24 protein-coding genes are annotated in these 26,409 nt (G+C 32.3%); 19 read left to right on the forward strand and 5 right to left on the reverse strand.

Features of this window, described 5'->3' with window-relative positions; translation table 11 throughout:
• Positions 1-26: 26 nt before the first annotated feature.
• Positions 27-437: a Holliday junction resolvase RuvX gene (gene ruvX / locus DK508_RS00465; protein WP_109298770.1), complete on the reverse strand. Its 411-nt coding sequence runs from the start codon at positions 435-437 to the stop codon at positions 27-29.
• A gap of 125 nt (positions 438-562) precedes the next feature.
• Here ruvX and DK508_RS00470 point away from each other — a divergent pair, with 125 nt between their 5' ends.
• The 7 genes from DK508_RS00470 (at position 563) to DK508_RS00500 (ending at position 8,620) form a co-directional block, all read left to right on the forward strand.
• Positions 563-1,378, forward strand: a complete 816-nt coding sequence (locus DK508_RS00470) for a 2,3,4,5-tetrahydropyridine-2,6-dicarboxylate N-succinyltransferase (protein ID WP_109298771.1) — start codon at positions 563-565, stop codon at positions 1,376-1,378.
• Positions 1,379-1,452: 74 nt separating this feature from the next.
• Positions 1,453-2,517: a glycosyltransferase family 9 protein gene (locus tag DK508_RS00475; protein WP_109298772.1), complete on the forward strand. Its 1,065-nt coding sequence runs from the start codon at positions 1,453-1,455 to the stop codon at positions 2,515-2,517.
• 140 nt (positions 2,518-2,657) lie between these two features.
• On the forward strand, positions 2,658-3,413 hold the full coding sequence (locus tag DK508_RS00480) for a glycosyltransferase family 2 protein (RefSeq protein ID WP_109298773.1): 756 nt from the start codon (positions 2,658-2,660) through the stop codon (positions 3,411-3,413).
• Positions 3,414-3,567: 154 nt separating this feature from the next.
• Positions 3,568-5,943, forward strand: a complete 2,376-nt coding sequence (locus DK508_RS00485; protein ID WP_109298774.1) for a TonB-dependent receptor — start codon at positions 3,568-3,570, stop codon at positions 5,941-5,943.
• Positions 5,944-5,955: 12 nt separating this feature from the next.
• Positions 5,956-6,825, forward strand: a complete 870-nt coding sequence (locus DK508_RS00490) for a DUF4249 domain-containing protein (protein ID WP_109298775.1) — start codon at positions 5,956-5,958, stop codon at positions 6,823-6,825.
• A gap of 11 nt (positions 6,826-6,836) precedes the next feature.
• Complete coding sequence (locus tag DK508_RS00495) at positions 6,837-7,877, forward strand: sensor histidine kinase (RefSeq protein WP_160114503.1); 1,041 nt, start codon at positions 6,837-6,839, stop codon at positions 7,875-7,877.
• Complete coding sequence (locus DK508_RS00500; protein ID WP_109298777.1) at positions 7,874-8,620, forward strand: LytTR family DNA-binding domain-containing protein; 747 nt, start codon at positions 7,874-7,876, stop codon at positions 8,618-8,620. Before DK508_RS00495 ends, DK508_RS00500 begins: the two co-directional genes overlap by 4 nt.
• A 10-nt stretch (positions 8,621-8,630) precedes the next feature.
• Here DK508_RS00500 and DK508_RS00505 read toward each other — a convergent pair whose 3' ends face one another.
• Together DK508_RS00505 and DK508_RS00510 are read right to left on the reverse strand one after the other, a co-directional pair.
• Positions 8,631-9,407, reverse strand: coding sequence for a lipopolysaccharide kinase InaA family protein (locus tag DK508_RS00505; RefSeq protein ID WP_109298778.1), 777 nt, complete (start codon positions 9,405-9,407; stop codon positions 8,631-8,633).
• Between the two features lie 10 nt (positions 9,408-9,417).
• On the reverse strand, positions 9,418-10,065 hold the full coding sequence (locus tag DK508_RS00510; protein ID WP_109298779.1) for a bifunctional 2-polyprenyl-6-hydroxyphenol methylase/3-demethylubiquinol 3-O-methyltransferase UbiG: 648 nt from the start codon (positions 10,063-10,065) through the stop codon (positions 9,418-9,420).
• Positions 10,066-10,202: 137 nt separating this feature from the next.
• On the opposite strand from DK508_RS00510, the gene DK508_RS00515 reads away from it, so the two are divergent.
• The 8 genes from DK508_RS00515 (at position 10,203) to DK508_RS00550 (ending at position 17,445) form a co-directional block, all read left to right on the forward strand.
• Complete coding sequence (locus tag DK508_RS00515) at positions 10,203-11,006, forward strand: glycosyltransferase family 2 protein (protein ID WP_109298780.1); 804 nt, start codon at positions 10,203-10,205, stop codon at positions 11,004-11,006.
• Between the two features lie 3 nt (positions 11,007-11,009).
• Positions 11,010-11,942, forward strand: coding sequence for a glycosyltransferase family 2 protein (locus DK508_RS00520; RefSeq protein WP_109298781.1), 933 nt, complete (start codon positions 11,010-11,012; stop codon positions 11,940-11,942).
• 9 nt (positions 11,943-11,951) lie between these two features.
• Entirely contained in the window at positions 11,952-12,521 is a 570-nt protein-coding gene (locus DK508_RS00525) for an L-threonylcarbamoyladenylate synthase (RefSeq protein WP_109298782.1), read from the forward strand.
• Between the two features lie 8 nt (positions 12,522-12,529).
• Positions 12,530-13,954, forward strand: coding sequence for a CCA tRNA nucleotidyltransferase (locus tag DK508_RS00530; RefSeq protein WP_109298783.1), 1,425 nt, complete (start codon positions 12,530-12,532; stop codon positions 13,952-13,954).
• Positions 13,955-13,969: 15 nt separating this feature from the next.
• Positions 13,970-14,986, forward strand: coding sequence for a COX15/CtaA family protein (locus DK508_RS00535; RefSeq protein ID WP_109298784.1), 1,017 nt, complete (start codon positions 13,970-13,972; stop codon positions 14,984-14,986).
• Between the two features lie 43 nt (positions 14,987-15,029).
• Entirely contained in the window at positions 15,030-15,545 is a 516-nt protein-coding gene (locus DK508_RS00540) for a hypothetical protein (RefSeq protein WP_109298785.1), read from the forward strand.
• A 61-nt stretch (positions 15,546-15,606) separates the two neighbouring features.
• A complete protein-coding gene (locus DK508_RS00545) occupies positions 15,607-16,665 on the forward strand; it encodes a nucleoid-associated protein (RefSeq protein WP_109298786.1) in 1,059 nt (352 codons plus the stop codon).
• 6 nt (positions 16,666-16,671) lie between these two features.
• Complete coding sequence (locus DK508_RS00550; RefSeq protein ID WP_109298787.1) at positions 16,672-17,445, forward strand: sulfite exporter TauE/SafE family protein; 774 nt, start codon at positions 16,672-16,674, stop codon at positions 17,443-17,445.
• Positions 17,446-17,480: 35 nt separating this feature from the next.
• Here the strand turns inward: DK508_RS00550 and DK508_RS00555 are convergent, their stop codons facing one another.
• Positions 17,481-18,548, reverse strand: coding sequence for a hypothetical protein (locus tag DK508_RS00555; RefSeq protein ID WP_109298788.1), 1,068 nt, complete (start codon positions 18,546-18,548; stop codon positions 17,481-17,483).
• A 192-nt stretch (positions 18,549-18,740) separates the two neighbouring features.
• Between DK508_RS00555 and DK508_RS00560 the strand changes: the two genes are divergently transcribed.
• From DK508_RS00560 to DK508_RS00575, 4 genes are all read left to right on the forward strand, one after another.
• Positions 18,741-19,640 (forward strand): ABC transporter ATP-binding protein, encoded by a 900-nt coding sequence (locus DK508_RS00560; RefSeq protein WP_109298789.1) that lies wholly within the window; start codon positions 18,741-18,743, stop codon positions 19,638-19,640.
• Between the two features lie 4 nt (positions 19,641-19,644).
• Complete coding sequence (locus tag DK508_RS00565) at positions 19,645-20,484, forward strand: ABC transporter permease (protein WP_109298790.1); 840 nt, start codon at positions 19,645-19,647, stop codon at positions 20,482-20,484.
• A gap of 165 nt (positions 20,485-20,649) precedes the next feature.
• Entirely contained in the window at positions 20,650-22,656 is a 2,007-nt protein-coding gene (gene uvrB / locus DK508_RS00570) for an excinuclease ABC subunit UvrB (protein ID WP_109298791.1), read from the forward strand.
• 44 nt (positions 22,657-22,700) lie between these two features.
• Entirely contained in the window at positions 22,701-23,720 is a 1,020-nt protein-coding gene (locus tag DK508_RS00575; RefSeq protein WP_109298792.1) for an adenosine deaminase, read from the forward strand.
• A 265-nt stretch (positions 23,721-23,985) separates the two neighbouring features.
• Here DK508_RS00575 and DK508_RS00580 read toward each other — a convergent pair whose 3' ends face one another.
• Complete coding sequence (locus DK508_RS00580) at positions 23,986-26,370, reverse strand: TonB-dependent receptor (protein WP_109298928.1); 2,385 nt, start codon at positions 26,368-26,370, stop codon at positions 23,986-23,988.
• Positions 26,371-26,409: the final 39 nt, after the last annotated feature.

Raw genomic sequence — 26,409 nt, forward strand, 5'->3', positions numbered from 1 at the left:
TTTTTAGTTACTTGTTTTTAATTGGTTTATCGATTATACAGATAATCTTGTAGTATAATCGTTGCGCTTATTTGATCTACCAACGCTTTATCTCTTCTTTTCTTTTTAGAGATGCCGCTTGCAATCATGGTATCAAATGCCATTTTTGAAGTAAATCGTTCATCAATTCTCTTAATCGGAATATCAGGAAGTTCCTTTTTTAATTTTTCTAAAAAAGGTTTTATCAATTTTTCACTCTCTGAAGGTTCACCATGCATTCTTTTTGGTTCTCCCACGATAAAAAGTTCTACCTCTTCTTCGGTCACATAATTCTTCAACCATGACAACAGGTCCATCGTCCTCACAGTTGTTAATCCCGAGGCAATTATCTGAGATTCGTCAGTAACTGCAATACCGCAACGTTTCCCTCCATAATCTATTGCCAAAATCCGCGCCATTCATTTTTTTGTGCAAAAATATGATTTTATTATAAAAAGACCTTATTTATTAATGGTTTCCTAAAATATGGTTTATCCGTATTTTTTTCGAATGAAGCTATTATCTTTACCAAAATTTTTAATCGATGAACCAACTAAAGGAAACCATAGAAAAAGCCTGGGATAATAGAGAGCTTTTAAAAGAATCATCAACTCAAAGTGCCATACGAGAAGTTGTTAACTTACTTGACGCGGGTGAACTAAGAGTAGCAGAGCCTGTAGAAAGTGGCTGGCAAGTAAATGAATGGGTAAAAAAAGGAGTTGTATTATACTTCCCTATCCAAAAAATGGAAACCTTAGAGGCAGGTATTTTTGAATATCATGATAAAATTCCATTAAAAAAAGGATACGAAGCTAAAGGTATTCGAGTTGTACCAAATGCCGTTGCTCGTCATGGAGCGTACATATCTCCTGGTACTATTTTAATGCCAAGTTATGTGAATATTGGTGCATATGTAGACAAAGGGACCATGGTAGATACTTGGGCTACGGTAGGTAGTTGTGCTCAAATTGGTAAAAATGTTCACCTTAGTGGTGGTGTAGGTATAGGTGGAGTATTAGAACCTTTACAAGCTGCTCCCGTAATTATAGAAGATAATGCTTTTATAGGATCTCGTTGCATCGTTGTAGAGGGTGTAAGAGTAGAGAGAGAAGCTGTACTTGGTGCCAATGTAGTATTAACAGCCTCTACAAAAATTATTGATGTAACAGGAGAAACACCAATTGAAAGAAAAGGGATCGTTCCTGCAGGATCAGTGGTTATTCCTGGAAGCTACACCAAGAAATTCCCGGCAGGAGAATACAATGTACCTTGCGCATTAATTATTGGAAAGCGTAAAGAAAGTACAGATAAGAAAACTTCATTGAATGATGCTCTTCGTGAATACGACGTTGCGGTATAGTTTATGAAAAAAGAATTGAACTTGTCTATAAGAGATAAGGATAAGTTCAATTTTTAATTGATAGTCAGTAATATATGAGAATCTTAGTTATTCAGCAAAAAATGATTGGTGATGTACTCGCTAGCACAGTTATATGCGAGACCTTGCGTAAGGAACATCCGGATGCTACTATCGATTATTTGGTATATTCTAACACTAAAGCTGTCATCAAAAACAATCCGTTTTTTGATAATATTATAGAATTCAAACAAGAATATAGAAATAACAAAAAGGCTTTTTACTTATTTTTAAAACAAATCAGAAAACAAAGATATAGTATAGTAATAGATGCCTTTGGAAAATTAGAGAGTAACTTAATATCGTTATTTTCTAATGCTCCAAAACGAATTTCTTTTTACAAATGGTATACTCAACTTATATATACTGAGGTTGTTTACAGAAAAGCAAATCCATTGACCAACGCAAGTACGGCGATTGAAAATCGCTTACGACTTGTTCTTCCCGAACATCGTATCGCTTCAGAAATTGTTAAACCTAAAATATTTCTTGACCAAGAAGAGAAAGCCAGAGCCAAAGAGTTTTTAGAATCTAATGGTATTCATACCAAAGATCCCTTGATCATGATTAGTGTTTTAGGTAGTGAAAAAAGGAAAACCCTTCCTTTTGATGCTATGGCCAAAGTTATTGATGAAATTGTAAGCACAACTGCAGCCAATATTCTTTTTAACTATATTCCCGATCAAGAAAAAGACGCGAAAACCATATATGACCTTACGCTTCCTAGAACTCAGCAACGTATACATTTTAATGTTTACGCAAAAAGTTTAAGAGGTTTTATCGCTATTTTGTCTTGTTGTAATGCTTTAATTGGAAATGAAGGTGGTGCTGTAAATATGGCTAAAGCTTTAGAACTATCCACTTTCACTATTTTTTCACCCTGGATCATTAAAAAAGATTGGAATATGTTTGAAGATGGAATAGACCATGATTCGATTCATCTTGCAGATGTAAAACCTGAATTATACAGTGACGGTCCTTCAAAAAAAATGAAAGATCAATCTCTAGAATTATACCAGCAATTCTCTGCAGAATCTATTATCCGAAAATTAAGAGGATATTTGGCTCAAAATTTTGAATAACATTTTTTACCCATTGGCACATAATTTGATGACTTTTCTTCATCACACAAAATCATTAATCAAACTAATATTACCCCTTAGTTACTATAAAAATTAGTTATTTTTGCCGGTAATCTAGTTTAAAGACAAAACAATCAACTATGGTTAAGCTCTCTGGAGTTATCATAACATTTAACGAAGAAAGAAAAATTGAAACTTGCCTCGCATCACTACAAGGAGTTGTCGATGAGATAGTAGTTGTAGATTCTTTTTCTACAGATGCTACAGAAGAAATTTGCAAAAAGTATAACGTTAAATTTGTAAAGCAAAAATTTCTTGGTTACAAAGAGCAAAAGAATTTTGCTATTCATCAGGCTACTCATAATCATATTATTTCTCTTGATGGAGATGAAGCTTTATCACCCGAATTACAAAAATCATTAATCAAGCTCAAATCTAATTGGACACATGAAGGATATTTCATGAATCGTTATAATAATTTTTGCGGGCAGTGGATTAATCATTCTGATTGGTATCCCGACAAAAAACTAAGAGCTTTTGTAAAAGGTAAAGGCGAATGGAAAGGAATTAATCCGCACGACTCTTACAAACTTTATGACCCTAAAAATTGTGGCAAGTTGAAAGGTGATATTCTTCACTGGAACTATCCAACATATAGTGCTTACAACATACAAATCGAAAAGTTTTCTTCAATATCAGCTCAATCATATTTAGAACTCGGAAAAAAAGCTTCACTATGGAAAATTCTATTCAATCCTTCTTGGGCTTTTTTTAAGGCTTATTTTTTAAGATTAGGTTTTCTTGATGGTGTAAATGGTTTTGTTATTTGTGTTCAAACCGCAAACCTTACATTCTTGAAATATATCAAATTAAGAGAGTTGACTAAGAAAAAATAGTTTTTGTTTTTCTTCTTATCACCATCTTTATCCATATTGTTTATTTAAAAAAATAATGGTTTATCAGGTTTTATCCAGTCTTATCCTAATTCATATCATTTAAGGACATCTCTAGTATAGTTTTGAATATCAATTGTTCAAAATCATACTACACATGACTAAAAGACTTGCATACCTCTTCTTCTTATGCACTCTTGGAATTTTTAGCCAAGAAAAACAAACCATAAGTGGATACGTAAAAGACAATAACTCTGGAGAAAAGCTACTGGGAGTTAACATTATTATTGACAACTCTATTGGAACTACAACCAATGATTATGGTTTCTATTCTATTAATCTAGAGAAAGGAGTTCATCAAATCGAAATTAGTTATTTAGGCTATACAACTATTCAAAAAGAGATTGTCATAAATGGCAATCAAAAAATAGATTTCGATTTATCCGAAGAACTAGCTGAGCTTGATGAAATTGTTATTTCTTCTAATAAGGCCAGAAAAAAAATAGAATCAACCGAGATGAGTGTCATATCATTAAAGGGTGAAACCATCAAAAAAATGCCTGCAATTCTTGGTGAACCCGATGTATTAAAATCATTACAATTATTACCTGGGGTATCTAGTGTTAATGAAGCTTCTTCTGGATTTAATGTACGAGGAGGATCTGTTGATCAAAACTTAATACTACTCGATGACGCTACCATTTATAACGCCTCGCATTTATTTGGTTTCTTTTCGGTATTCAATTCTGACGCAATTAAAAATGCTAAATTATACAAAGGAGGAATCCCCGCTACTTATGGAGGAAGATTATCATCTGTATTAGATATAAAACAAAAAGAAGGGAATACAAAAAAGTTCGGCGGTAACGTGGGTATAGGTCTAATATCCGCCAAAGCTTTGATTGAAGGGCCTATTTTAAAAAGAGATAATGAAGAGGCTCCCGGAAGTTTTATGTTAGCAGGAAGACGATCATATATAGATCTGTTCTCCTTTCTTTTAGATGATTTTAAAGACAGTTCACTTTTTTTCTATGACTTTAACCTCAAAGCTAATTACGATATTAACAAAAATAATAAACTCTTTCTTTCAGGATATTTTGGTAGGGATAAATTTGAGTTAAATGGATTATTAGGAACAACTTGGGGAAACACCTCTGCGACACTACGCTGGACAAGTGTGCTTAATGAAAAACTATTTTTACAGTCATCTGCTATTTTTAGTAATTATGAATATAACCTTGATAATTTAAGAACGGGCTCAGAGTTTAGATGGAAATCAAGTATTACCAATTATAACATAAAACCGAAATTAACTTGGTTTATAAATAATAATCATACTCTTAAAACGGGGGTCGATGTTACGTACTACAAATTCAAACCAGGAAAAATATCCTCACTAAGAGGATCCAGCATTAATGAAGAAGAGTTCAGTAATAAATTTGGATTAGAAAACGGGGTCTATGTCGATTTAAAACAAAAAATTTCTAATAATTTAAGTCTTCAATATGGGTTACGATGGTCTAACTTTAATAGATTAGGTGCTGAAGAAATACGACAATATGAAACTGGAACCCCGCTAACATACAATCCAGAACAAGATATTTATGAAGAAAACGAAATTATTGGCGCTACAAATTATCGCTCTGGGGATAACATAAAATCATTTAATGGATTAGAGCCTAGAGCCTCTGTAAGATATTTGTTAAATGAATCTAATTCACTCAAATTAAGCTATAACAGGATGTATCAGTATCTACATCTAATTTCTAATACCACCTCTCCCACCCCTCTTGATGTATGGTCTCCCAGCGGACCTTATCTAAAGCCCCAATATTCAGATCAGCTAGCGCTTGGGTATTTCAAATCATTTAAAGATGGAAAATACGATCTAAACCTAGAAACGTATTACAAGAAATTAGGCGATGTTACTGACTTTATTGATGGGGCTGATCTATTATTCACAGAAGAAATAGAAACCCAAATCGCACAGGGTAAAGGAAGAGCATATGGATTAGAAGTTCAACTTACCAAGAATGAAGGGAAATTTACCGGTTGGTTAAGTTATACTCTTGCCAAATCAGAAACAAAAGTTCTTGGTATTAATAATAATGAATATTACCCATCGAACAGTGATCAATTACACGAGATAAACTTAGTTGGATTCTATAAACTCAATAAAAGATGGGATTTCGGATTAAACTTCGTTTTCGGATCAGGAAGACCAGTAACCTACCCTACCGGAAGATATGAACAAAACGGATTAGTAGTTGCTGATTACAATAATAGAAACGGTAATCGACTACCCGCTTATCATCGAATGGATGTTTCTGCGACCCTAAATCCCAAAAAAGGAAAAAATGGGAAATGGGTTTTTAGTCTAGTAAATGTCTACAATAGACAAAACGCAGCTTCAATCTATTTTAATGAAGTTGGTGAAATTGGTGATCAAGAAATAGCAACTGGAATGACACAGGCAACCAAATTATCTTTTTTTGGCATTGTACCTAGTATATCTTATGAATTTAAATTTTAAAACCAAAATCTAATGAAAAATATAGCAAACATATTCGTAATCATCATAACAACGCTTTTTTTTACATCTTGTGAAACTGATGTAACTAATGACATTACATTAAACGATGCTACCCCGAGATTAGTCATCAATGGTGGACTCGAAAGAAATACTATAACACCTTTAACATCGCAACAGATACAACTAACTACTACAGCATCATTTTTAACTACCGAGGATCAACCTTTTATTAGTAATGCATCGGTTACAGTTACTAATGGCACTAATTCTTGGGTCTTTACTCACATTGGTAATGGGGTTTACCAAAATTCAGAAATCACCCCTGAAATTGGAAATACGTACACTATAACCATAAACTGGAATGGAGAAATCTATGAAGGGTTTGATACACTAATCGAAGTACCGCAATTTGATGATTTTTATTTCGAATTTGAAGAAGAAACCTTGGTAACAGATGCTGGTTATTTTGTCAAATTTGATACTACAGACCCAATCAATATTCCTAATTTTTATCATTATCGCCTTTTTAAAAACGACGAATTTGTGATCGTTCCCGATCCCGGAAACAGTGAAGTTTTAATTGTATCCGACAAATTCTTTGATGGACGACAACGTTTAGGAGTAAACCCAAACGATGAAATAGCTTTCGAAATTGGAGATATCGCTAAAGCCCAGCAATTGTCTATATCAGAATCATATTTTGATTTCTTAACGGAATTATTTATTCAAACAGGAAACCTAGGTAACCCAATAATCGGTAACCCTCCTCCTGCATCTATTCGTGGAAATTTAATAAATTTAAGCAATTCAAATAACCGTGCCTTGGGATATTTCTATACAGTAGATATTGAAGAAGATACGATCACCATTACAGAAAACTAAATTTCATAAAATTGAACACTAACCGAGTATATTTTTATCTATTCATTATTCTTTTGTTTAATGCATTTCATTTGATAAGTGAAGTTTACAGTAGTGATCTAGAAGAGGGGCTTTCTGAAACCTTAATATTACTACCAGTTAGCTTTGTTTATACTCTAATCATATTCTGGTCTAGGGTTTATATAAAAGAAAAACTGGCACCCAGAATTATTGACACAGCAAATAGATCTCAATATTTAAGTTTATGGACAGGTATTATCGTAGTCAAGACCATCTCCTTAACATTTGTATTGAAATTACTATCTCATTTTTTTTTCAATGATGATGACGAGGTTAATGAATCATTTTTCGATTTGGGCTTTTGGTCGGTTCTATTAGTTAATTTTGCCATTATTGCTTTTGTATATTTTGTAGAGATCTTTCTGGAATCTCAGCAGGAAAGACAAGATATAAAAATAAAGCTCACTCAATATCAAAGTGAAAAATCCATTGCACAATACTTAGCATTAAAAAATCAGTTAAATCCCCATTTTTTGTTTAATAGTTTTAATAGTTTGTCCGGGTTAATAAGTACGGATACTAAAAAAGCAGAATATTTTTTACAAGAATTATCAAATGTATATCGATATAACTTGACCCAAAGCGAAGAGGTTGTTGTGCCCTTAAAAAAAGAACTGCAGTTAATACATTCATATATATCGCTGCAAAAAATTCGTTTTGGAAAAAATATAGAATTTGAAAATCAAATCAAAGAATCACAACTAAAATTCTTAATACCACCAATGACACTAGAACTACTCTTTGAAAATGCTATAAAACACAATATAATCGCAAGTAACACCCCATTAAAAATATCCATTATTAGCGATGGCGATACTATTAAAGTGATTAATAATTTTCAACCAAAAAATAATGATTATGAAAAATCTTTAGGTATCGGTCAAAAAAACTTGATCAACCAATACAAAATGATACATTCTAAGCACCCTACCTTCCATGTATTAAACGATAATTACGTAGCCATAATTCCTTTAATAAAACCCGAAATATGACCAGAGCAATCATCATAGAAGACGAAAGCATTGCTGCGATTAGGTTACAAAACTTAATCCAGGAAGTTAATAATCAAATAATGATTGTAAAAGTTCTTACTTCTATAAACGAGTCGATAGAATATTTATCGACAGAAAATCCTGATCTAATTTTTCTCGATATTAATTTATCTGATGGATATTCTTTTGAAATTTTCAAAATACTCGAAATAAATACTCCAATAATATTCACTACCGCCTATTCTGAGTATGCTATCAAAGCTTTTGAGCAAAACAGCATCGATTACCTACTAAAACCTGTTTCTAAAGCTACACTATCCAAAAGCATTCATAAATATTTTCAACTTAATAAAGATCAGCTACCGGAGTATAAAAATCTATTTCTTCACAATGGAAAAGAATATAAAAAAAGGTTTTTGGTAAAGATCAATAATAGTTTAAAAACTATTGAAATTGACGAAATTGCTTATTTCTTTACAGAGGAAAAATTGACATTTATCATGCTTTGGAGTGGAAAAAAAATACCTGTCGATTTCTCTTTAAAAAAGTTAGAACAGGAGCTAGCCCCTTCAGATTATTTTAGAATTAATAGAAAGTATATAATTCACTTAAAATCTATTGAAGAAATGTATTATACTTCTAAGTCACGAATAAAAATATCACTACACCCAGCACCTGGAGAAAACAACATTTTCTTAGCAATAGAAAAAATAGGGAAGTTTAAAAAATGGCTTTCGCTTTAGCTTTTTCAACTTAATTTTTATATTTCTTTTTCCAGAAAAAAATCCGCCTTTTGATTCTTATTTTTCTGTAATATCGATATTGAAACTCTTCGGTATATCGCCACATCAAATCAAATATTTTTTGCTCGTCTTCACCCGTACATTTTGCGTATTCATTACTCATGATTCGCACCATAGATTCATGTATGGTGAGTTTTGCGAAATTTTTAATTCTAGTATCAAAATCCATTTTCCCAAACTCCATACGATTTAAATCAACTAAAGAAAATTTGTATCCACTCTCCTCCCTTTTAATTAACGTATTCCCTGGGGAATGATCCAAAAAGTTCACTCCGTTCTCATGCAATTTGTATGTGAAACGAGTAAAAGATCTAAGTATATTTTCATGATCAGAAATATCAAAATCGGTAGTCAACTCTCTATATGTTAGATCAGCATTCTCTAATTCACTAACATAGTAACTCTTTTTAAACAAAAAAGGAGTTGTACGTAATTCATAAGCCACGGGATAAGGAGTATCAATTCCCAGCTCTAATAACCTATTCGCATATTCAAATGATCGCTGAGCTTTAGATTTTCTAAAAAATCGATATACAATTTGATTAATTGCGTTAGGTATTTTGAAAGATTTGATAGTATGTTTTTTACCATCTATCGTTACAATCTTAATTACATTACGTCCTGGATCACCAAGGATTTCAGAATAATCATCAAAATTAACTATTGTTGATTTTATCTTGTTTTCAATTGAACTATAATCAGGATGTACTACAAAATTATTTTGCATTTTAGAAACGCTAATTTTTAAATGTGGCTACTGTTGCGTACTGCGGGTATCGTATATCTAAATGACTAAAGAGTAATGGGATATTATACAAATACGGTCTAATAGATTTACTTCTATTTATCCCTTCGTGAGTAAGCACAGAATACCCTAACTCTTCATACATTCTACGTATACTTTTACCTGTAAAAAATCTAAGATGTGTTTTATCCATAACTCCATGACCTTCATATTTCCATTCTTTTTTAAACAATACTTTCAAAAAAGTACCATAGTATCGCACATTTGGAATCGAACTGATCACCACTCCTGTGGGTGTTAACTTATGTTTTACTTTCTCTAAAACCATATAAGGATCAACCAAATGCTCTAAAACATCATTAAAATAAACCACGTCAAAATAACCATCGGGCAACTCGTCTAGATAATCTTCACATTTCCCAGAAAACACTTTATGCAATTTTTCTTTTGCTATTTGAGCTTCATCATCCATGTATTCAATTCCCCATGCTTCTGCTCCTGTTTTTTCCTTAAGCATATTTGCAAAGGCTCCGTTTCCACAACCAATATCAATTATTTTCTTAGGGTTATCTGGTAAATATTTTATCATTTCATGACGAATATTATCATAATATCCTTCAGGTTTGTGCTCGTAATCCATGCGTTGTAATTTTTACAAATATATTCAAATAAAGAGCACTATTGTATAGATATATAAATATAGAATCATTAATTATTAATTTTGCCATCAAATTCTTATCTCGAAAATCCGTTACTTTGCAAAACAAATTATTTTAGATGACAGCATATCCTAAATGTTCTTTGGTTACCCCTACTTACAATTGGCCCGAAGCCTTAGAATTACTACTTTTAAGTATAAAGAAGCAAACACATTTACCAAATGAAGTAATTATTGCTGATGATGGTTCTGGAGATGAGACTGCTACTTTAATTAAAAGAATGCAAAAAGATTTTCCTGTCCCTCTTTATCATATCTGGCACGAAGACAATAAAAACCAGAAGCCGGCAATTATGAATAAGGCAATTGCCAGTGCCAAATATGAATATATTGTAGAGATTGATGGAGATATTATCATGCACAAGGATTTTGTAAAGGATCATCTTTCTTTGGCTGAAAAAGGAATTTATCTATATGGGAGTCGGGTAAACATACAAGAGGATTATTTAAAAACTCTTTTCGCTACAAAACAAACCCATTTTCATTTCTTATCTAAAGGCATTAAAAAAAGAGGGCGCACACTACGTATTCCTTTTTTGGCAAACAGATACAAAAAAGAAGACAAAAGATCTTCTAAGTTACGAGGATGCAATATGTCTTTCTGGAGAGAAGATTTCTTAAAAGTTAATGGCTTTAATGAATCTCTAACTGGGTGGGGAATCGATGACAGTGAAATGATACAACGTTTACTTAATATAGGAATCAAAGGCAAAAGATTAAAATTTAAGGGGATCGTATATCACATCTACCATCATGAACAAGACAAAAGTCACATTCATGTTAATGAAATAATTGAAAGAGAAACTACAGAAAAAAAGGTTACCTATATCGAAAAAGGAGTAGATCAATATCTAAAAAATTAAACTATGCCGGATATTTCGATTATTATCATCAATTATAATTCTGAGGAGTATACTATTAATTGCATAAAGTCATTACTACTACATACTTCTCCAAAATTAACATGTGAGTATTTCATAGTAGATAATGGCTCTAAAAAAGAGAGTTATCTTACACTAAAAAATTATATTGACTCTATTACAGCAACTGCACCAATCGAATTGATACGCAGTAATATTAACACCGGTTTTGGTGGTGGTAATATGATAGGTGTGCAAAAAGCTACAGGAAAATACCTGGCCTTTATTAATAATGATACCATACTTGAAAGTGATTGCCTTTCTGTCCTTAAAGATTTTATGAATCAAAAAGAAGATGCTGGCGTTTGTGCTCCACAATCCTTTACAAAGGACAAAAAAATTCTTCCTACTATCGATCATTTTGCCTCTCTAAAAAGAGAATTTTTTGGAAGAAAGTTCTTAGAAATGTTGAATCCAAAAAAATACCCTAAACGCAAAAAGCTATATACGAACCCTCAAAAAGCTCAATTTGTTGCAGGGAGTTTTATGTTTTTTAGAGCTGATAATTTTAATGATATTGGAGGGTTCGACACAAACATATTTTTGTATTATGAAGAAACTGATATATGTAAACGTTTAGCAAAAATTAACAAATTTGCTTTTCTAGTGCCTCATGCTACATTTATACATTATCATGGAGCAAGTACAGAAAGATCTGTTACAATCAAAACCGAATTAAAAATATCATTAATGTATGTTATAAAGAAGCATTACGGCATTATACCATTTTATATTCTTTTGACATATTTACAAATACGTTATTTCTTTAGTAGTATCGTAAAACCAAAGTATTGGCCTTTGTTTTATACTTTATTTCTTCAGGCGCCATTAACAAAATCTTTAAAACACAAACAACAGATTATATCTATTGATATTTAACCAGAAATCATGACAGATTATAGAGAAGAAATCGAAAAAACTATATCAATATTAAAAAGAGGCGGTATTATCTTATACCCTACAGATACTGTATGGGGAATTGGTTGTGATGCAACAAATGCAGAAGCCATTGATAAAGTTTTTGCACTAAAAAAACGAGCAGAAAATAAATCTATGATATCTCTAGTGAGTGATTTTAAAATGTTACAGCAGTACGTAGAAGAAGTACCCGAAGTTGCATACGACATTTTAAAATATGCTTCTAAACCGACAACTATAATATACGATAGACCTCTTCGAGTAGCCGAAAACCTTATTACAGATGAAAACACCCTGGCAATACGAGTAGCACGAGATCCTTTTTGCGGAAAATTAATCCGAAAATTTAAACGACCAATCGTTTCTACATCTGCAAACATTAGTTCCATGCCTACTCCAAAAAACTTTGAAGAAATATCTGAAGTCATTTTGGAAGGCGTAGACTATGTCGTAAATTTGCCTTTACAAAAAAAAGGTGTTAAACCCTCTTCGATTATTAAAATTGGAAATGATAGCACCGTAAAAATTATCCGGAAGTAAATTGATTCATGTCTGACGCCAAAAATTTTAAAGAAGCCTTACAACACCCTATTTTTAAAACTATCACTACAGCCGCAGCAAACTTAAACGTAAATTGCTACGTCATAGGAGGATATGTAAGAGATCATATATTACAAAGAGGAAAAGCTAAAGATATTGATGTTGTTGCCGTTGGTAATGGAATACAATTAGCAAAAGAAGTCTCTAAACTTTTACCTAATAATCCTAAAGTGCAGGTTTTTAAAACTTATGGTACTGCGATGCTCAAGACTGAAGATATTGAAGTAGAATTTGTGGGCGCACGCAAGGAGTCTTATTCAGAAAACAGTAGGAATCCTGTTGTTGAGAATGGCACTTTAGAAGATGATCAAAATCGTAGAGATTTTACTATTAATGCACTTGCATTAAATTTATCTCAAGAAAATTTTGGAGAATTACTCGATCCTTTTAATGGGATCGTAGATCTAAATTCGCAAATTATCCGTACTCCTTTAGATCCAGATATCACATACTCTGATGATCCCCTACGTATGATGCGAGCTATTAGATTTGCCTCTCAATTAAATTTCAAAATAGAAGACAAATCACTTAAAGCTATTTCAAAAAATAAAGATCGTATAAAAATCATTACAAAAGAACGAATTGTCGATGAGCTTCATAAGATTATTTTAAGTGATCAACCATCCTTAGGCTTCATATTATTAGAAAGCACAGGGCTATTAAGATACATTCTTCCAGAATTAATTGCCTTAAAAGGTATTGACGAAATTGAAGGACAACGCCACAAAGATAATTTCTATCACACTCTTGAAGTAGTAGATAATATTGCCGAAAACACTGATGACTTATGGTTACGTTGGGCAGCATTACTACATGATATTGGTAAAGCACCTACTAAAAAGTTTAGCAAAAAAGTAGGTTGGACTTTTCATGGTCATGAATTTGTGGGTTCTAAAATGGTTTTTAAACTTTTTAAAAGATTAAAAATGCCATTAAATGAAAAAATGAAATTCGTTCAGAAAATGGTTTTAATGAGTTCGCGACCTATTGTAATTGCTAGTGGCGTGACTGATTCTGCCGTACGAAGACTTGTATTTGATGCTGGGGATTATATTGAAGAATTAATGACACTTTGCGAAGCAGATATTACTACTAAAAACCCTAAACGTTTTAAAAAATACCATCACAATTTTAAAATTGTACGACAAAAAATGGTAGAGGTCGAAGAACGAGATCATATTCGCAATTTTCAGCCTCCAGTTACTGGTGAAGAAATAATGAAAATTTTCAACATAAAACCGTCGAGAGAGATCGGAATTATTAAAGAAGCAATAAAAGAAGCCATTCTAGAAGGAGAAATTCCTAACGAACATGAAGCAGCCTATCAATTTATGATAGAAAAAGGAAAGGAACTGGGATTAAAAATGAGTTAACAGATTAACAACTTTATGAAAAAGGATAATAAAAAAGTAATTTATTGGCTACTTGCGGGGTGTATGTTAATCTTCGTTATGGTAGTTGTTGGAGGAATTACCAGGCTTACACATTCAGGACTATCTATTTCTAACTACAAACTAATCTCTGGCACTATACCTCCTATGAATGATTCAGAATGGAATGAAGCATTTGAGTTGTACAAACAATATCCCGAGTACCAAAAAATAAATCATCAATTTACTATTGAAGATTTTAAAGACATTTATTTCTGGGAGTGGTTGCACCGTGTAATCGGAAGATTTATAGGTATTGTATTTATTATTCCTTTTATATATTTCTTAATTCGGAAACAACTTACTAAGCCCACCATAAAAAAATCAATAATATTAATGGTTTTAGGAGGTTTTCAAGGTTTCCTAGGTTGGTTTATGGTAAAAAGTGGTTTAATTGATCGGCCCGATGTAAGTCACTATCGATTAGCAATGCATCTTTCTATGGCCTTTATCACTTTTGCCTACACACTATGGGTTGCACTAGATCTTATGTATCCAGATAAAAAGACAATCAACATTAAATTTAGAAACCTTATTCGATGGGGTTTAGGATTGCTTTTGTTGCAAATCGTTTACGGTGCTTTTGTAGCCGGATTAGATGCAGGTTTATTACACAATCATTGGCCACTAATGAATGATGGATCGGTAATACATGAATCTGTATATATAGAACAATCCCCTTTAATTAAAAATTTTATTGAAGGAAAAAGCGGAGTACAATTTATACATCGATACTTAGCATACTTCGTGGTTGGATTAATTATTTTGATCTGGTACAGAAGTAAAAAAATACAAAAAAACAACATCCAATCCTGGTCATTGAATATATTACTAATTGCTGTTTGCATTCAATTTCTACTTGGTGTTTTCACATTACTATACAGAGTACCTCTTACATTGGGAGTTTTACATCAAGTGGTAGCATTTTTATTACTTGGGGCAATGACTTTTTCATTACATCGTTTTAGTAAATAACATCTCATTTATAGTATCTTTGCAGTTCCAAAATTAGTTAAGAATGATTTATCGCTTTAGAATTATATTAGACACTGAAGAAGATGTGTTTAGAGATATCGAAATCGAACAAGATGCAACATTAGAACAATTTCATAATGTGATTACGCAATCTTTCGGATTTGATGGTACAGAAATGGCTTCTTTTTATGTTAGTGATGATCAATGGAGCCAAGGTGAAGAAATATCTTTGTTTGACATGAGTGACGGTAGCCAACCCGTTAGGTTAATGAATGAAACTACTTTGATTGATGTTGTACATGAAGCTTCGCCTAAATTGATTTATGTTTACGATTTCTTGAGTATGTGGACTTTCCTGGTAGAATTAGCAGAAATAGCAGAGTACGAAGGCGGTATGGAATACCCTAATGTTATGTTCGTTCATGGTCAGTTACCAGATAAAGCACCAGATAAAGAATTTAAATCTGATGAATCTGAAAATTTCGACGAAGGAAATGACGATGGATTCATGGATCTTGATGAATATGATGAATTAGGTTTTGATGAGAATTGGAATTAATTCAAAAAACTAAAACAATAAAACATTTCGATAAAATTATAACAGTAAGAAAAACAAGAATATGATTAACCTATATAGCACCCAAATCGAATCGTTATCTGTTCATAAAGTAGGTAATAAAAATAAAGGGGAAAGCATATTTTTATCAGACTCTCCTTATCAAGTAAATGATGAACTTACTGCTATTCTAAAAGAATATTTTTTTAAACCTTTTAGAGAAAAAGAAGAAAATTATTTTCAGTTTGCCAATGAAGTAGATTTTGAATTTAATCCTCTATATAAAGTTGTCACAGAAATTTTTGAAAACCCATCTGGAGTACATGAAAAATCTAAACGAATTGCTTCTCTCCTGTATGAACAATCAAATCACCCGCACATCAAAAGTGGAGAAGTTTATGTAACCTATCTTGAAAATGTAACAATCGATAATGAAAAAGTATCTGCTCTAGGGATTTTTAAATCCGAATTAAAACACGATTTTCTTCAATTTGAAGAAAGAGAATCAGACATAGAGTTATTAATCCAGCAAGGAGTTAATCTAAACAAGCTTGATAAAGGGTGTCTAATTTTTAATCATAAAAAAGAAGAGGGATACAAAGTATTATCTGTAGACTCTAACCGATATGACACCAAGTATTGGTTAGAAAATTTCTTAGGAGTAGAAGCATTTGCCGATGAAAATTTTTATACCAAAAAGTATATGAAATTTTGCCAAGATTTTGCCAAAGATGTAGTATTACCCGCAGAAGATAAAAAGGAAGAGGTAATGTTCATGAATCGTGCAGTAAATCACTTTGCAAAAAATGATGAATTTGAAGAATCGGCATTTTTAAATGACGTAATTGATAATCCAGATTTAATCCCCGAATTTAAACATTATAAAGTAGAAAAGGCACCAAAATATCAAATCGAAGACCTTACTTCTTTCCCTATTGCAAATAATGCAGTTACTGCAGCTAGAAAAAAAATCAAAAATGTAATCAATCTTGATACTAATGTTCAAATAAAAATGGATTTCATTAATCCCGAATCTGCAGAGAAATTTGTAGAAAAAGGTTGGGATGAAGAAAAACAGATGTATTATTACTTGGTATACTTTAATAAAGAACAAAAAACATAATAGGCAATGGACTACATTCTTGTTGGTGTCATTGCTTTACTAGGATCGGGATTAACATTTTTCTCTGGTTTTGGATTAGGAACACTATTAATGCCGGTATTCGCATTGTTCTTTCCTATTGATATTGCCATCGCATTAACCGCTATAGTTCATTTACTAAACAATATCTTTAAATTAACACTTGTAGGAAAAAAAGCTAACCTCAAAACAGTATTACGATTTGGGTTACCCGCTATCTTATTTGCTTTTTTAGGAGCTTACATATTGGGATCATTAACAAATATTAAACCTTTGTATTCGTATAATATCGAAAATAAATTATATCAAATTACTGTTGTTAAAATCTGTATAGCATCATTATTAATTTTCTTTTCTCTTTTTGATCTTATCCCTAAACTTAAAAGACTAGAGATTGACACTAAATATCTACCTTTAGGTGGGGCTTTAAGTGGTTTTTTCGGTGGGTTATCGGGTCATCAAGGAGCACTGCGAACTGCCTTTTTAATACGAACCAAATTAAGCAAAGAAGCTTTTATCGCTACAGGAGTATCTATAGCTTGTTTTATTGATGTTTCTAGAATTTCAGTCTATGCCAAAGATATTTATTCATTAGGTGATCAACTTAATTATCCTATGCTTGTTACTGCAACAGTTATGGCATTTGTAGGTGCCTATTTAGGCAATAAGTTCCTAAAAAAAATCACCATCAACACCATCCAAATTGTTGTTGGGGTATTACTTATTGTTTTTTCAATATTACTTGGAATTGGGATTTTATAATCAACGATGTAATAGTATACCTAAAATCAAAACGCTTACTTATCCAATAAATTTTTCATGTTTACATTCTCATAGTTGCGTCGTACAAAGTCCATAGCCGTCTTTAGCACTTCTCCCATCGAACTACTACGTCTAAAATTTAAATCTAAGGTAAAATTATATAAATGCTCCCTCAATTCTATTAGGTTTTCCTTTGTAGAAATCTGATCAGAACACATACAATCTACCAAAGTTTCATATCGAGACCTAGAAGCCAAAATTCGTTTTGCCAATATTGAACGCTCTTCTTTTTTATATTGTTCTATAGAATTAGGTTGCAATTTATTCATTACAATATCTACCATGGTATAATTCTCTTTAAAAAACTGCGGTTGGTAGACTTTTAATTTACCTTCAAAACATTGTTGATCAAAATCTATAGCTCTAATCTTATATTCTACATGATCAAAATCATGAATAGGTATGATTACATAATTATAAGAACGCATATCTCCTAATAATCGCATTTGACAGCGTTCATTAAATTTCACAAATTCTTTGGCAATTTGTGATTTTGCCTGATCACTAAGATCAGGAAGAAAATCCTTGATAAATACATCTCCAGGGATACCAGCAATATGCTCTTCTATTAGTGTGTTTTTGTACACCAAAAAATTAATTCGATTAGGAGAAAACATATGCTCTAACTCTAAACCATAAATACGCGAAGCATCTGCCTTTTTCACATAAATATATGTGTAGTTATCATTTAGAATATTTCTAACCTTAATTCGAAATGGTTTCGAATTTCCAAAAGTGCAATAATCGATTGCGTCAATGTTCAAGAACTCAATAGCATCCTCGTTACCATCAGAATGTAGAATTGTATATACTTTTTTAAGACTAGATTCTATCTCAGGTCTTTCATGCTCCTCATAATATAGTCGAACCCATAAAGTATCTTCATCATTACTATCATACACAACTACTGAGCCCGAAAATCTAAGTAAATCATCATAAAACACCGGAATTTTAATCTTTCGATTACATTCTTTTAAATACCTATCTAGTTGATCATTTATAGGGTACGTCGGTTTTTTTTTCGACATTAATTTTTCTTCCATAACCTTCAATCATTTCAAGAGGCAAGTTACAAATAACAATTATGAAACCCCAAAAGGATTAATAGCTTCAATGGTTCTAACATTTTCAACATCTTTATATTTTGTCTTTTATCCTCTTGAAAGTCAAAAGAAATTGTAACAAAAGATCATACTGATCGTCTTGTTTAATATAACTGCCAAAAATAATCACAATTGGAAAATATACTCACGTTAAATAATCTCACAAAGAAATTTGACCATATCACTGCTGTCAAAGATCTTTCTTTTACTATAAAAAAGGGAAATGTTTATGGCATATTAGGGCCAAACGGAAGTGGGAAATCAACAACACTAGGGATTGTATTAAATGTGGTAAACCGGACATCAGGAGATTTTACTTGGTTCGACGGAAATACATCAACACATAATGCCTTAAAAAAAGTAGGTGCCATTATAGAGCGCCCTAACTTTTATCCTTATATGACTGCTTCTCAAAACCTAAAGTTGGTGTGCCAAATTAAAGAGGTTCCCGCTGACAAGATTGACGAAAAACTAGAACTCGTTGGGTTATTAGATCGCAAAGACAGCAAGTTTAGAACGTTTTCTTTAGGAATGAAACAACGATTAGCAATTGCCTCGGCATTACTTAACGATCCCGAAATATTAATCCTAGATGAGCCTACCAATGGTTTAGATCCACAAGGGATACATCAGATTCGTGAAATCATTAAAAAAATTGCATCTCAAGGGACTACTATTCTTTTGGCTTCTCACCTACTCGACGAAGTAGAAAAAGTATGTAGCCATGTTGTGATTATAAGAAAAGGTGTAAAATTATACTCCGGTCCAGTAGATGAAATGAATGCTAGTTATGGTTTCTTTGAGTTAAAAAGTAATCAAAACTCTATTCTAAAAGAGTGGTTAACCAAACACAAAGATTTTAAAAGTTTTAAAGAAGAAGGAGATAAAATCATTGCCTTTTTGGCTCATGAGTTAGATGAAGAAAGTCTTAATAGACAATTGTTTAAGGAAGGTATCGTTCTTACATATCTTGTAAAACGAAAAGAAAGTCTCGAAGAGCAATTCCTACAATTAACCAGCAACTTAAACTAAAAACATGTTACGACTACTCAATATAGAATTTCAAAAATTAAGATACAATAAAGCTGCTAAGGTTTTAACTATCACTTATTTTATACTTATTACTGCCATCGCATTAATTGCTTCTTACGAATTTAGTTTTGGAGGTGTAAATTTCCGATTGGCAGATCAAGGAATATTTAATTTCCCATATATATGGCATTTTAATGCTTTTATAGCGGCATGGCTAAAACTGTTTTTGGCTATTGTGATTGTATCTATAATGGCTAACGAATATACAAACCGTACCCTAAAACAAAACCTAATAGATGGACTAAGCAAGAAGGAGTTTTTAGCTTCAAAATTTCTTACGGTTATTGTTTTTTCATTGATATCTACTATATTTTTATTTCTTGTGTCATTAGTACTAGGGTTGATATTCTCAGATTATAACGAATTCTCGATTATCTTTTCTGGTTTAGAATTTATCTTCGCCTATTTCTTAAAACTTGTAGGCTTCTTTTCTTTCTGTATGTTTTTAGGGATTCTAATCAAAAGATCGGCTTTCGCATTAGGTTTTTTAATCTTTTGGCAAATTATAGAAGGTCTATTTAGATTAGTCTCTGGGTTGTTTAAATGGAAATTTGAAACAGATTTTGTTGATAAAATTATACCGTTTCTCCCTCTAGAAAGCATGAGTAATTTGGTTAATGAGCCTTTTAGTAGATTAAACTTTATTCAATCTGCTGCTAATCAATTAGGAGAAAATTTTCAAAGAGATTACGCCGTGCATTGGTATGAAGTTGTAATCGTTCTAGTGTGGACTGCCATTTTTGTAAGGCTTTCATATTGGCTTCTTAAAAAGAGAGATTTATAAATCTTTCTTTTTAATTTTCAAAAAATATCGATCATGATTTATCTCATGCTAATCTTAGTTTTATAAAACTGAATTTGTATCTAAATTCTTAACGGAAGTTTATACTCAAATCTATAAATCTATTATTCGTATTATGTATCTTTATTCTTAAAAAGTAAGAGGTACATGAAGTTTGAGTTAAAATCTGAATTTAAACCTACAGGAGATCAACCAGAAGCCATACAACAATTAGTTAATGGATTAACGTCTAATGAAAAATATCAGACGCTATTAGGAGTTACTGGATCAGGAAAAACATTTACCGCTGCAAATGTTATTGAACAAGTGCAGCGCCCTACATTAATCTTGGCGCACAATAAAACATTAGCTGCACAATTATATTCTGAGTTTAAGCAATTTTTTCCAGAAAATGCTGTAGAATATTTTGTTTCATACTATGATTATTATCAACCAGAAGCATATATCCCCACTTCGGGCACCTATATAGAAAAAGACCTTTCTATAAATGATGAAATTGAAAAAATGAGACTGAGCGCAACCTCATCTCTATTATCAGGAAGAAGAGATGTATTGGTAGTCGCTTCAGTATCTTGCTTATATGGTATCGGTAATCCTGCAGAATTTCAAAAAAATGTAATCTCAATTGAACAAGGACAGTTTGTATCTAGAACAGCACTATTACATCGTTTGGTACAAAGTCTTTATTCTAGAACTGAGGCAGAATTTAAGCACGGTAATTTTAGAATTAAAGGAGATACTGTTGATATTTTCCCGAGTTATGCAGATGATGCTTTTAGAGTACATTTTTTTGGTGATGAGATTGAGGAAATCGAGGCTTTTGATGTCCAAACCAATAAAGTAATTGAAAAATATGATCGGTTAAATATCTACCCTGCTAATATGTTTGTTACTTCTCCAGAAGTCTTACATAATGCTATAGATCAAATAGCACTTGACTTAGGAAAACAAGTTGAATATTTTAAAGAAATTGGAAAACATCTCGAGGCAAAACGATTAGAAGAACGCACTAATTTTGATCTAGAAATGATTAAAGAATTAGGGTATTGCTCGGGTATTGAAAATTATTCTCGCTATCTAGATGGTAGAAATCCTGGCACAAGACCTTTTTGTTTACTAGATTACTTCCCAGATGATTATTTGATGATTATAGATGAGAGTCATGTTACTATACCACAGACTCATGCTATGTATGGTGGAGATCGCTCTAGAAAAGAGAATCTAGTCGAGTTTGGATTCAGACTTCCTGCGGCTATGGATAATAGGCCTTTAAAATTTGAAGAGTTTGAAGCTATCCAAAATCAAGTATTATATATTAGTGCCACTCCGGCAGATTATGAATTACAAAAAAGTGAAGGTACATTCGTAGAACAAATCATAAGACCTACCGGTCTATTGGATCCTGTTATTGAAGTTCGACCCAGTTTAAATCAAATTGATGATCTTATCGAAGAGATGCAAAAACGAATTGATGTTGATGAGCGAATTTTAGTAACTACGCTTACTAAAAGAATGGCCGAAGAATTAACAAAATACCTTACAAGAATTGATATACGCTGTAGATATATTCATAGTGATGTAGATACGCTAGAGCGTGTAGAAATTATGCAAGATTTACGTAAAGGTATTTTTGATGTTTTAATCGGAGTTAATCTATTAAGAGAAGGTTTGGATTTACCCGAAGTATCTTTAGTTGCTATTTTAGACGCAGATAAAGAAGGTTTTCTTAGAAACAAAAGATCTCTCGTGCAAACGGTTGGTAGAGCAGCCAGAAATGTTAATGGAAAAGCCATTATGTATGCTGATAAAATAACTGCAAGTATGCAAAAAACTATTGAAGCAACCGAGTATCGTAGAGAAAAACAAATAGCATACAATACTAAACATGGTCAAACCCCAACCGCTATCAAAAAATCCCTGGATAATGCATTGGCTGGTAAAAAAGTAGAACCGTATACTTTTGAAACTGCACCTTCTTTACAAGCAGCGGAGGAAGAAACTGCGTATTATACTAAAGAACAGTTGGAGACAAGGATTAGAAATGTAAGAAAAGAAATGGAAAAAGCAGCAAAAGAACTTGACTTTATGACCGCAGCACGACTAAGAGATGAAATCAAGATGTTACAAAATAAAGTACAAGATCAAAAAGTGTAATTATCCGTTTTGTATTAACCCCATAAAAAAATAATTAAGGCATTATGAATACTATTTCGATAGAACAATTTATTCAAGGAATCCCTAAGGTAGAACTTCATTTACATATTGAGGGAACGTTTGAGCCTGAATTAATGTTCGAAATTGCAAAAAGAAATAATAAAAAAATAGCATACACTTCTGTCGATGAATTAAAAAAAGCATATAGTTTTAATAATCTTCAAGAATTTTTAGACATCTATTATGCCGGTGCTAATGTGCTAATCCAAGAGCAAGATTTTTATGATCTCACTTGGGCATATTTAAACAAAGTACATGAACAAAATGTTGTACATGTCGAGATCTTTTTTGATCCTCAAACACATACCGATAGAGACATCAGCTTTGATACGGTGATTAAAGGAATTCACCGTGCATTAGAGGATGGTAAAAAACAACTTGGTATCAGTTTTAAATTAATCATGTCTTTCTTAAGGCATTTGGATGAAACTTCCGCTTTTAACACATTGCAACAGGCCTTACCATATAAAGATTGGATTTCTGCTGTGGGATTAGATTCTTCAGAATTAGGAAATCCTCCATCAAAATTTGAGCGTGTTTTTGCCAAAGCCAGAGAAGAAGGTTTTCTTACCGTTGCCCATGCGGGAGAAGAAGGTCCTTCAGAATACATTTGGGAAGCTTTAGATTTACTAAAGGTAACCCGAATAGATCATGGAAACCGCTGTCTGGATGATACTAAACTAGTAGAAAAATTAGTAAATCTACAAATGCCTTTAACCGTATGTCCTTTATCCAACTTAGAATTAAAAGTGGTTACCGATCTTAAAGACCATCCTATACCCGAAATGATGGAAAAAAACATACTCGTTACTGTCAACTCAGATGATCCTGCTTATTTTGGAGGATATATGAATGAGAATTATTTAGAAATCTCTAAAGCGCTTCATCTTTCAAAACAACAAATCACTCAACTAGTGATCAACAGTTTTAAAGCAAGTTGGCTATCAGATCAAGATAAAGAAAAGAGAATTGCACAAGTCGAAGCTTATTTTCAAAAAAACTAAAGTTCGACATACATATTATCTTATTTTGAATTTTATAGAACATACTATCCTATAAAAATTCATATAGTTAGTTTTCCATATTTTATCCGCATTCTTTTAAATAGTACTATCAACAAAAGAAATAAAACCAAAACAACAATTACTATCTTCTTCATTATTTTAATAATTTAAAGAATTCCCCCTCTCCTATAGGGTGATCATAACTTTATAACTTTGCGGAGAGAAGGAATCACTCAAAATAACATCATCAACAATCAAAGTATTTTTAAAATTGAAATCTATATCCAAAATCAGGAAAGAACCCTATCTGATCCACTTGATCTACCTGGTTGGTTAGCCTATTGTAACGGCGTACAAAAATATTTTCATTATTGGTTACATTTTGAATATCCAAATAAAACTGATGAGATCGTTTTTTAGATTTGCTATTAATCTTATACCCTAACTTTACATCTAACCTGAAATAATCATCATTTTGTTCGCTATACGCCAAATCTTCTCTTAGAATTTCAAACCCCGCTTGTTGTGAAGATTCCAGATCAACAGGTGTAAAATACCTACCGCCAGAAAAGGTGAATTTTGTATCAAAAAACAATACGTTTTTTTTAGCCTTTCCTACCTTAAACTCTTTTCCTGCCAATAGATTAAATACATATCCATTATTAAAGGGAGTATTTCGTTCTACACCATCACTACCCTCGTATTTACTTTCGAATAAAGAGGTTGTCAATAACCCGTAATACCCTTCACTAAAAAATTTTTCTATAGTAAGTTCAATTCCCTGGTTAAAGCCAGTACCTTCGTTAACTAATGAAACACGATCGTTCTGAAATCCAAAATCTGCTCCTTCGGTCAATGAAGAATAACTTGATGCAAATGACTCAACAGCTGCATTATCGATATCTTGATAATACATTTCAATTTTACCTCTCCAATTTTTACCCATTCTCACATCATACCCCAATACATAATGACTGCTTCGCACAAAATCAAGATCCAAATTGGTTTGTACTAATTCTCCATTAATATCTTCATTCAAAAACAATAAGGGTAATGATATGGGTTGATGATGTAAACCATATCCAAAACTAATACTGTGATTTCGTGCTAATTTATAGGAGAGGCCAACTCTGGGTTCTATTACAAATTGTTCATTTAATGTACTATACTGTCCATGGACACCCAAGTTAAATGTAAGTTTTTCTGTAAATCTAAATTGCCCCTGAATATAAGGTTGAACAATACTCAAATTTTCATCAATATCTGTAAATGTGAACAAATCCGGATCTCCATCCCCATCAGCGTCAGGTTGCTCCAGGCGATCGCGTTGTAGAGATTCTATTTTAAAATTCTCCCATAAAATCCCTGTTCTTATAGTCGCCTTATTACTTAACTTAGAATTAAAAAGAGTAGAAAATGTATATCGAGTTTCGGTGTTATCAGCATCTGTATATCTTATAATTCGTTCCTGCGGAGTGTCTTTATCAATAAAACGATCTGCAATAAAAGTATTGGCAGAAGATGAACCTGAAACTATTGTTCTTAAAAAAGATTTTTTACCTGTATTGATTTGATGTTTTAATCCTATAACCGCAAAACCAGAATCAACAAAGGTATTCTCATCTTCAGCAGCGAACAAATCATCTTCATCAATATCATTTCCTAAAAATTCGATATCAGAATTTCCGATAATCCCAAATAGAGATAAACTTCCTAATTTTCCTTTTCCAGAATCTATATTGAATGAAACGTCATAATAGTTGGGAGTGGCCGAAGTACCTCCTGCACCTATTCCTAATAAACCAACAAGAGAATATCTTCCTGCAATTAAGAAAGATCCTTTATTATTCCCTAAAGGTCCTTCAGCCATTGCTTCTATTCCTGTAAAAATTCCAACCTGACCTGTATACTCATATTCATCTATATTTCCTTTTCTAAAACCTAGGTCAAATACTCCTCCTATTGCGTTCCCATACTCTGATGGAAAAGCAGAAGTAATAAAATCAGAGTTCTTTAACAAATTAGGATTCAATGCAGATACCGGTCCTCCTGTTGTTCCTAAAGTCGAATAATGATTAGGACTTGGTATAGGCACACCTTCTAACCGCCATAATAAACCTACAGGTGAGTTACCTCTTATTACAATATCATTTCTACTATCATCAGGAGATGAGACTCCTGCAAAATTTGCTGCCAAACGACCTACATCACTCCTGCCTCCAGAAAAACGTGTTACTTCATCTAATCCAAACTGTCTTGCAGAAACAGAAGCCAGTTTATTAATAGCCTTTACCTTATTGGTTTCTGAAGTAATGATAATCTCATCCAATTGATCAAAAGATTCTATTAATGCCACCGTAACCACTACATCTTTACCCGAGGTAACCTCTATGTTAGGTAAAGTTATAGATTCAAAACCAATATAGCTTATACGTATTACTTGTCGGCCTAGAGATACATTTTCAAGTTTAAAATAGCCATCTATATCAGTAATTACTCCATTTGTTTGCTTTTCATTTATTAATTCTACGGTAGCTCCTACCAATGGTATTTCTGATTGCTTATCAATGACAAGTCCCTTAATTATTCCAGTTTGTGCATTAGAAATACTTGCGATTAAAACAAAAACAACGAGAACAATTTTTTTCATAATTTCTTTGGTTTTACCCAAAGTTGCACGATTATCACA

Source organism: Aquimarina sp. AU474 (genome assembly GCF_900312815.1).
Lineage (GTDB): Bacteria > Bacteroidota > Bacteroidia > Flavobacteriales > Flavobacteriaceae > Aquimarina.